General features: G+C 73.9%; 8 protein-coding genes. 3 read left to right on the top strand and 5 right to left on the bottom strand.

The features are described from left to right. Positions 1-127 precede the first annotated feature (127 nt). The 4 genes from ACWJ6R_RS24485 to ACWJ6R_RS24470 all read right to left on the bottom strand — a co-directional run bounded on the left by ACWJ6R_RS24485 (position 128) and on the right by ACWJ6R_RS24470 (position 2,895). Positions 128-1,291, bottom strand: coding sequence for an ABC transporter substrate-binding protein (locus ACWJ6R_RS24485; RefSeq protein WP_449064482.1), 1,164 nt, complete (start codon positions 1,289-1,291; stop codon positions 128-130). Positions 1,292-1,453: 162 nt separating this feature from the next. Next, positions 1,454-1,807 (bottom strand): DUF4328 domain-containing protein, encoded by a 354-nt coding sequence (locus ACWJ6R_RS24480; RefSeq protein WP_449064483.1) that lies wholly within the window; start codon positions 1,805-1,807, stop codon positions 1,454-1,456. Then, positions 1,690-2,178 carry a hypothetical protein gene (locus ACWJ6R_RS24475; RefSeq protein ID WP_449064481.1) on the bottom strand — a complete coding sequence of 163 codons (489 nt, stop codon included), beginning with the start codon at positions 2,176-2,178 and terminating at the stop codon, positions 1,690-1,692. Before ACWJ6R_RS24475 ends, ACWJ6R_RS24480 begins: the two co-directional genes overlap by 118 nt. Positions 2,179-2,244: 66 nt before the next feature. Next, on the bottom strand, positions 2,245-2,895 hold the full coding sequence (locus ACWJ6R_RS24470) for a response regulator (RefSeq protein WP_449064480.1): 651 nt from the start codon (positions 2,893-2,895) through the stop codon (positions 2,245-2,247). A gap of 127 nt (positions 2,896-3,022) precedes the next feature. Here ACWJ6R_RS24470 and ACWJ6R_RS24465 point away from each other — a divergent pair, with 127 nt between their 5' ends. Together ACWJ6R_RS24465 and ACWJ6R_RS24460 are read left to right on the top strand one after the other, a co-directional pair. Beyond that, a complete protein-coding gene (locus tag ACWJ6R_RS24465; RefSeq protein ID WP_449064479.1) occupies positions 3,023-3,700 on the top strand; it encodes an ABC transporter ATP-binding protein in 678 nt (225 codons plus the stop codon). Continuing rightward, positions 3,697-5,730, top strand: a complete 2,034-nt coding sequence (locus ACWJ6R_RS24460; RefSeq protein WP_449064478.1) for an FtsX-like permease family protein — start codon at positions 3,697-3,699, stop codon at positions 5,728-5,730. The genes ACWJ6R_RS24465 and ACWJ6R_RS24460 overlap by 4 nt, the downstream gene beginning before the upstream one ends. 115 nt (positions 5,731-5,845) lie before the next feature. Here the strand turns inward: ACWJ6R_RS24460 and ACWJ6R_RS24455 are convergent, their stop codons facing one another. Further along, entirely contained in the window at positions 5,846-6,880 is a 1,035-nt protein-coding gene (locus tag ACWJ6R_RS24455) for an LLM class F420-dependent oxidoreductase (RefSeq protein ID WP_449064477.1), read from the bottom strand. Positions 6,881-7,097: 217 nt separating this feature from the next. Here ACWJ6R_RS24455 and ACWJ6R_RS24450 point away from each other — a divergent pair, with 217 nt between their 5' ends. Continuing rightward, the gene (locus tag ACWJ6R_RS24450; RefSeq protein ID WP_449064476.1) at positions 7,098-8,504 is read left to right on the top strand and encodes a sulfatase family protein; all 1,407 of its coding nucleotides are present in this window, start codon (positions 7,098-7,100) and stop codon (positions 8,502-8,504) included. The last annotated feature ends 84 nt before the right edge of the window (positions 8,505-8,588 follow it).

Raw genomic sequence — 8,588 nt, 5'->3', positions numbered from 1 at the left:
CGCGGCGGCTGGCCCGGCCGCCGCTCCGGGCGGTCCCGCCCGCACCGCCCGCGCCTCTGCGGAGGAGGCGCCCGCCGGAGTCCGTGCCGGAGCCCGTGCCGGAGTCCGCGTCGACGGTCGTCACCGGTCAGCCGGAGATCGCCGCGCCCCAGCCGGTGGCCAGGGTTTCCTTGGCCTTGCCGACCTGGGCCTCCGTCGGGAAGGACGGTTCGCCCTCGACCGGGGGAAGGTTGGCCTCCGCGGCCTTGTCGACGGTGCCGTCGGCCTGCATCGCGGGCAGCAGCACCGGCCGGGCGAAGCCGGCGAGGTAGAGGTTCTGGCCCTCGGGGCTGTAGAGGAACTCCTGCCACAGCCGGGCGGCCGCCGGATGCGGGGCGTCCTTGTTGATCGCCTGCGCGTAGAGCTGGAAGTACTTGCCGTCGGTGGGCACGACGGTTTTCCAGTCGATGCCCTTGTCCGCCATCGCGGGACCGTAGGCGGCGTTGTTGTAGTCCCAGTCGATGCTGATCTGGGTCTCGCCCTTCTCGATGGTGGCCGGGGTGGTCTCCACCGGGTTGAAGTTGCCCGCCGCCTTCAGCTTCTTGAAGAACTCCAGACCGGGGCCGATGTCGTCGAAGGAGCCGCCGTTCGCCAGGGCCGCGGCGTAGACGCCCGCGAACGCCGAGCCCGACTGGGTCGGGTTGCCGTTCAGCGCGACCTTGCCCTTGTACTCGGGCTTGAGCAGGTCGGCGAAGGTCTCCGGGCACGCGGCGATCTTCTTGGCGTCGCAGCCGATCGACACGTAGCCGCCGTAGTCGTTGAACCAGAGGCCGCTCGGCTCCTTCTGGTTCTCCGGGATCTCGTCCCAGCTCTGGACCTTGTACGGAGCGAACAGGCCCTCGGCCGCGCCGCTGATCGCGAAGGACTGGCCGAGGTCGAGCACGTCGGGCGCGCGGTCCTGCCCCCTGCGGGTCTTCACCGCGTTGATCTCGTCGGCGCTGGAGGCGTCGGGGGTCTCCTCCTCGACCTCGATGCCGTACTTCGCCTTGAACGCTTCGATGATCTTCCCGTAGTTGGCCCAGTCGTGCGGCAGGGCGATGACGTGGAGCCTGCCCTCCTCCTTGGCCGCCGCGACGAGCCCGTCCATCCCGCCGAAGTCGGCGGCGGAGACGGCGGTGCGGGCGTCCGCCCCGGCGGCGGAACCGCTGCCGGAGGCGGTGGGGGCGGCGGTCTCCGGCGCCGCCCCGCAGGCCGCGGCTCCCGCGAGGAGAAGTACGGCCAGACCTGCGAAGCGGACTCGGGATGCGATCACGTTCTGTCTCCCAGGGGGGTTTCCGTGCGCTATGCACCGAAACTAAGCGAGCTTGCGCGAGCACGCTAGACCTGGGATGTGGCCGCCCGGTTGCCGCCCGGCGGATGCGGGGGATACGCGGGTGAAAGGGGAGGGCCGCGCCGGAGGACCGCGCCGGGCGCGTCAGAAGCCCTGGTAGGCCAGCCCCGGGACCTCCGAGTCGACCGGCCCGGCCGTGCGGACGCGGTGCAGGACGCTCTCCGTCTGGATCCTGGTGATCCGCCGGACCACGGCCCCGCACAGCACGGCGGAGACGGTCACGGCGGCCAGCTCGACCGGGCCGATGCCGGTCAGGTCCGCCACCCCGGGGGCGGGGGACAGGAAGAGCCGCAGGAGGAGGCCGAGCGCGGCCAGCCAGCTCAGCCACCAGGCGGTGAGCAGCGCCAGCCAGGAGGCGCGGTGGTCGGCCGGTGTGCGGGAGGCCCGCCAGAGGCGGTCCACCAGCACCGGCGGGGCGACCAGGTTGAGCCCCGGGATGAGCCAGCCCGCCAGGACCGGTCCCGCCGAGGAGCCGGAGGGGGCGCCGGGCGAGGGCCGGGACCGCGGACGCCGGTGATCTCAGCGGCGTAGCGCCTGGCCCGCGCCAGCCAGACGAGGTGGGCGACGCCCGCGGCGGCCGTGGTGGCGGCCACCAGGATGACCAGGACGGCGAAGACGGTGACCGGGCCGACGAGGGCCTGCGCGCCGGGGGCGTGCGGGTCGCCGCCGAGCGCCGCGATCTCATGGGCCAGCCGCTCGCCGCGGGCCTGCTCGAACACGGTGAGGGCGGTGACCGCGCAGACCTGCAGGACGAGGGCGGCCTGGACGGCCGCGGCGGGCCCGGTGCTGGGCGGCGGGACAGAGCGCATGTGAATCTCCCCCCGGCATGCGCTGAAGGACTTGCCTCTCTTCTATCCCGTCGGAGCCTCGGCCAATCAACTCACCACGCCGGACTCCCATGCCCACGCGGCGATCTCCACACGGTTTCTCGCCCCGAGCTTGCCCTGGATGCTGCCCAGGTGCGTCTTGACCGTGGACAGCGAGACGAACAGCTCGGCGGCGACCTCCTGGTTGGTCCGGCCCCGGGCCACCAGCCGGACGACGTCCAGCTCCCGCTCCGTCAGCGGCTCGACCGGCGGCCGGGAACGTCCGGCCCGGGGGCGGGCCAGGTGCTCCAGCAGGCGCACGGTCACCGAGGGGGAGACCAGCGCGTCCCCGGCCGCGGCGGCGCGGATCGCCTCGATCAGCAGCGTCGGCCCGCTGTCCTTGAGCAGGAACCCGGTCGCGCCCGCCCGCAGTGCCCCGTAGACGTACTCGTCCAGGTCGAAGGTGGTGACGATGACCACCCGCATCGGGTCGGGGACGCCGGGACCGGCCAGCAGCCGGGTGGCCTCCAGCCCGTCCAGCCGGGGCATCCGGATGTCGAGCAGGCACACGTCGGGCCGGAGCCGCCGGGCGTGCTCGACGGCCTCGGCGCCGTCCGCGGCGGTCGCCACGACCTCCATGTCGGCCTGGGCGTCCAGGATCATCTGGAAGCCGGTCCGCACCAGCTCCTGGTCGTCGGCGATGAGCACCCGAATCGTCACCCGGCTGATTCTGCCAGCCCCGCGCGGCGGGTCGTTCAGGTCCGTCCGACTTTCGGCCGATCCCGCGCCCCCCGGATCGCACGCTCGGCCGATCCGCCGCGGCCCCCGGACGGGCGAGGGTGCTCCCATGACTTCTGCTGTTCTCGAGGGATACGGCCTGACCAAGCGGTTCGGCCCGGCGCTGGCGCTGGCGGGCGTCGGACTGGCGGTCGGCCGCGGTGAGGCCGTGGCCATCATGGGCCCGAGCGGGTCGGGCAAGTCGACCCTGCTGCACTGCCTGGCCGGGATCATGAAACCGGACGAGGGGGAGGTGCGCCTGCTCGGGCAGCGCATCGACACGATGGGGGAGCGGGAGCGCAGCGCCCTGCGCCGGACGCGGTTCGGGTTCGTCTTCCAGTTCGGCCAGCTCCTGCCCGAGCTCCCGGCCGACGAGAACGTCGCGCTGCCGCTGATGCTCGGCGGTGTCTCCCGGCGCGACGCCGTACGGCGGGCACGGGAGTGGTTCGGCCCGCTCGGCCTGGGCGGCATGGAGGAACGGCGGCCCGGTGAGCTGTCCGGCGGGCAGGCCCAGCGGGTGGCGATCGCCCGCGCCCTGGTCACCAGGCCCGCGGTGGTGTTCGCCGACGAGCCGACCGGCGCGCTCGACCAGACCACCGGGCACGACACGATGCGCCTGCTGGTGGAGGCGACCCGGGGCGGCGACGCCTCGCTGGTGGTGGTCACCCACGACCCGCAGGTGGCCCGCTGGTGCGACCGCACCGTCGAGGTCCGCGACGGCCGGATCATGACCGGGGTGGGAGCGTGAGGGCGGCGCTGGGACTCGGCTGGCGGCTGCTGCGCGCGGGCGGCCGCCGGGGACTGCTGGGCGCGGCCCTGACCGCGGTGGCGGTGACGGTCTGCACCGCGCTGCTGCTCTTCGCGGTCTCCGCGAACCTCGCCTTCGAGGGCCGGGGCGACCGGGAGGCGTGGCGCAACCCGGTCCCGGCGCAGGGGCGGGCGGTGGCCGTCCAGTCCGTCCGCGTGGACTACGTGCGCGACGAGCGGATCACGGTCGTGGAACTGGCCGCGCTGGAGCCGGGAGCGCCCCCGCCTCCGGGGCTGGACCGCTTCCCCGCGCCGGGTGAGGTCTGGCTCTCCCCGGCCCTGGCCGAACTCGCCCGCGAACTCCCGGCCGACCAGCTGGCCGACCGGTTCGCGGGCGGGCGCGGCGGGACGGTCGGCGACGAGGCGCTGGTCCATCCCGGCGAACTGGTCGCCGTGCGGGGCTGGGCGCCGGACTCCCCGGTCCTGGCCGGGAAGGGGGCCGACGAGCCGCGGGGCGAGGTCGCGCCCACCCGGATCGCGGACTTCGCCGGGGAGCCGACGCCCGACGCGCAGGGCTACCGGATGCTGGCGCTGATCGCGAGCGTGCTGATGGCCGTGCCGCTGCTGGTGTTCGGGGGCGCGGCGGCCCGGCTCACCGTGGCCCGGCGCGACCAGCGGCTGGCCTCGCTCCGCCTGGTCGGCGCCACTCCCGGCCAGGTGGTCGCGATGACCGCCGCCGAGGCGGTGATCACCGCGCTGGCAGGGGCGGTCGCGGGGACGCTCCTGTACGTCCTGCTGATCCCGCCGCTCACCGGGATCGAGATCGCCGGAGGCTCGTGGTTCGCCGCCGACCTGTGGCCGGGCGTGCCGTACACGCTCGCCGTGCTGGCGGCCGTGCCGCTGCTGGTGGGCCTGTCGGCGGTGGTCGGCCTGCGCCGGGTCGTGGTCGGCCCGCTGGGCGTGGCCAAGCGGGAGACCCCGCCGGGGATGCGCTTCGTCCGGGTCGCGGTGCTGCTGGCCGTACTGGCCGTGGTGCCCACGCTCAGCGTCGGCAGCGGCGGCGGGATGATCGCGGTGGTGCTGGGCCTGGCCTTCCTCTCGATCAACCTGGCCGGCCCGTGGGTGGTCGGCCTGATCGGCAGGATCACCGCGGGTACGGCGCGCGGACCCGTCCGGCTGCTGGCCGGGCGGCGGCTGGTGGACGACCCCCGGGCGGTCTGGCGGACCGTGAGCGGGGTGGCGCTGACCGGGTTCGTGGCGGGCTTCGTGGTCCTGCTGAACCCGTCGGTGGACCTGCTGGGCGAGGCGGACGCCGCACGGCTGCGCGTCTCCGTCCCCGCGGCCCGGGCGGACGCGGTCGCCGCCGAGGCCCGCGAGCGGCTGACCGCGGCGGGCGTGCGCGCCGGGACCGAGATCACCGGCGAGGACGGGGAGAAGGTGCTCGTCGTCACGCTCGGCGGCGGCCGGGCGCTGGAATCGCGGAAGGCGGGGGATGCGGGGAAGGTGGATGCCCGGGTGGACGCCCGGACGGGCGCCCGGGTGGACGCGGCGCTGGTCGACCGGGCCCGCACCGCGCTCGACGGCCTGGTCCCCGGCCGGCGCGCGACCTCCACCGCCGACGACGACCGGTTCGGTCACCTGCTGATCGGCGACATCGGCACCGGGACGATCGTGGTGCTCACGGTCTCGTTCCTGGTCGCCGTCGTCAGCGCCGGGATCACCGCCGTCTCCTCCGTCCTCGACCGGCGGCAGACCTACGCGCTGCTCCGCCTGGCGGGCACCCCGCTGCAGGTCCTGGACCGGGCCCGCCGCGCCGAGACGCTCATCCCGCTGGCCGTCATGGGCGGCGGCTCCATCGCGGTCGGGCTGTTCTGCGCGCTCCCGTTCGCGATCACCGGCCTGGACGCCGGCGGGCTGGTCACCCTGCTCACCTGCGTGCTCCTCGGCTTCGCCGGGGTGGTCGGCGCCGGGGCCGCGAGCGCCCCGGTGCTCCGCGCGGTCACGGAGAATCCCGCACCGCGCCCGGACTGACGCCGGGTGCGGTCACGGAGAATCCCGCACCGCGCCCGGACTGACCCCGGGACGGTCGGAGAATCCTGCACCGTGCCCGGCGCGGCCCCGGGCGCGGTGCGGGGCGGCGGCGCCGTCAGCCCAGGACCAGGTCGCGGACCGTCCGCAGGGAGGGCTCGTCGCCGAGCCCCATGACCAGCAGGCTGGTCACCGGGCTCTTGCGCCACGCCTCCAGCCGCTCGCGGATGCGCCCGGCCGGGCCGGCCAGGGAGATGCCGTCGGCCAGCTCGTCCGGGACGGCCGCGAACGCCTCGTCCCGCCGCCCGGACAGGTAGAGCTCCTGGACCTCGGCGGCGGCCTCGGCGTAGCCCATCCGGCCGATGATGTCGGCGTGGAAGTTGCGGTCGCGCGCGCCCATGCCGCCGATGTACAGGGTGAGCATCGTCTTGACCCCGTCGAGGGCCGCCCGGACGTCGTCGGTGACCAGCGTCAGGACCATGGCCGCGATGTCGAAGTCCGGTCCGGCGGCGGCCAGCGACGGCCCGTACATCTGCTCGATCTTCTCCGGGAACGCGAAGAGCGGGAGCCAGCCGTCGGCGATCTCCGCGGCGAGGGCGACGTTCTTCGGGCCCTCCGCGCCGAGGTAGAGGGGGATGTCCGGGCGCAGGGGGCGGGTGATGAGCTTCAGCGGCTTGCCCAGCCCGGTGACCCCCGGGCGGCTCTGCGCGGGCAGCGGGAGCGGGTAGTGCTCGCCGTCTGAGGTCACCGGCCCCTCCCTGCGCCAGATCCGGCGCATGATCTCGGCGTACTCGCGGGTGCGGGCGAGCGGTCGGGCGAACGGCACGCCGTACCAGCCCTCGACGACCTGGGGACCGGACGCGCCGATGCCGAGCAGCAGCCGGCCGCCGGTGAGGTGGTCCAGCGTCATCGCGGTCATCGCGGTGGCCGCGGGGGTCCGGGCGGCGATCTGGGCGACCGAGGTGCCCAGCTTGATGCGCGAGGTGCGCGCGCCGTACCAGGCCAGCGGGGTGAAGGCGTCGCTGCCGTAGGCCTCGGCGGTCCACACGGAGTCGTAGCCCAGCCGTTCGGCGGCCAGGACGAGCCCGGTGGCGTCGGCGGGGCCGCGCTGCCAGTAGCCGAGGTTCAGGCCGAGCTTCAGGTCGGTGCTCATGGTCGGGCCTCTCGTCCGGGTGCGCCGTCATGGTGGAACGCGTTCTATTTCACTTTGCGAAAGGCCCGGTGTCGAGATCGGGGCTTTGGGGAAGCGTGACACTGTGCTGAACGCTGCCCGTAAGGCTTTATGTCTCTTTCCCCTGCTCATCCTGGTTTCGGCTACGGTTCCGATCGCGGTTCCTGCCGCGGCGGAGACGCCCCGGCGCCCCAATGTCGTGCTGATCCTGGTCGACGACCTGGGGATGGGAGACCTGGAGAAATTTCCGAATATCTGGAACGAGTTCGTCCGGTCGGGTGCCGGTTTCAACCGGTTCTTCGTGCCCAACTCCTGGTGCTGCCCGTCCCGCGCGTCCATCCTCCGCTCCCAGTACGTGCACAGCCACGGCGTGCTGACCAACACCGCCCCCAAGGGAGGGTTCGGGAGGTTCTATAAGAAACATCTGGAACGTTCCACAATGGGGGTCTGGATGAAGAACGCCGGCTACCGGACCGGCCTGATGGGCAAGTACCTCAACCACTATCCGGGCCCCGCCCCCGCCACCCACGTGCCCCGGGGCTGGGACGACTGGCACGTGCCGGTGCGCGGGCTGTACAACGAGTACGGCTACACGCTGAACGAGAACGGCAGGCTCAAGGCGTACGGCTCGGCGCCCGAGGACTATCTGACTGACGTGCTCAGCGCGAAGGCGAACGCGTTCGTCTCCCGCGGGGACGAACCCTTCTTCCTCTACCTCGCGCCGGTCGCCCCGCACCTGCCGGCCAACCACGCGCCCCGGCACCGCGACGCCTTCACCGGCTACACGGCCCCGCGCCCGCCCTCCTTCGACCAGGAGAACGTCGCCGCCGAGCCCCTGTGGCTGCGCTCGCGCAAGCGGTTGACCCCGGAGCGGATCGAGCGGACCGACGAGATCTACCGCGACCGGCTGCGGGCCATGCTCGGAGTGGACGACATGGTCGGGTCGCTGGTCCAGAGCCTGCGCGCCGCCGGGAAGCTGGACGACACCTACCTGTTCTTCGGTTCCGACAACGGGTTCCACCTGGGCCAGCACCGGCTCGGACAGGGCAAGACGACCCCGTTCGACGAGAGCATCAAGGTGCCGATGTTCGTCCGGGGACCGGGGATCCAGCCCGGCCGCACCGTCACCGAGGTCGCCTCCACCGTGGACCTCGCCCCGACCTTCGCCGCCCTCGCCGGCGCCCGGCTGCCCCGCTTCGTCGAGGGCCGCTCCCTGCTTCCCCTCCTGCACGGCCGGACCCCGCCGGGCTGGCGGCGCAACGTGCTGGTCGAGTTCCACCGGCAGGGGAAGGCGAAGCCCTCGGCTCCGGCGCGGATCCCGGCCTACCAGGCGATGCGCACCGCCCGGCACACCTTCGTCCGCTACGCGACCGGTGAGCACCAGCTCTACGATCTGGCCTCCGACCCCTACCAGTTGCGCAACCTGGCCGGGAGGGTGCCCCGCTCGGTGATCATCGGGTTCGAGCGCCGGCTCGACGCCCTGGTCGCGTGTTCCGGTGCGTCCTGCCGCGTGGCCGACGCCGTCGCTCCGCCGGCGTTCTCCGTCCCGCCCCTGGAGATCAGCGGCTCCGTCCTCCCGCGCTCCGCCCGGAGAGCCGTCCCGTGAGACGGGCGAGGACCCCGGCGGTACGGCTCCGCCCGCCGGACTTCGTGCCGCCCGGCGTCGTGCCGCCCGGCTTCGTGCCGCCCG

The organism is Planomonospora algeriensis, from assembly GCF_977012225.1.
This window is presented reverse-complemented; position numbering and strand designations above follow the sequence as displayed.

What these genes read in the sequence shown, in the direction of transcription:
- ACWJ6R_RS24475 (WP_449064481.1), bottom strand. Translation starts at nt 2,178, where the DNA reads ATGCGCTCTGTCCCGCCGCCCAGCACCGGGCCCGCCGCGGCCGTCCAG.
- ACWJ6R_RS24465 (WP_449064479.1), top strand. Translation starts at nt 3,023, where the DNA reads ATGACTTCTGCTGTTCTCGAGGGATACGGCCTGACCAAGCGGTTCGGC.
- ACWJ6R_RS24455 (WP_449064477.1), bottom strand. Translation starts at nt 6,880, where the DNA reads ATGAGCACCGACCTGAAGCTCGGCCTGAACCTCGGCTACTGGCAGCGC.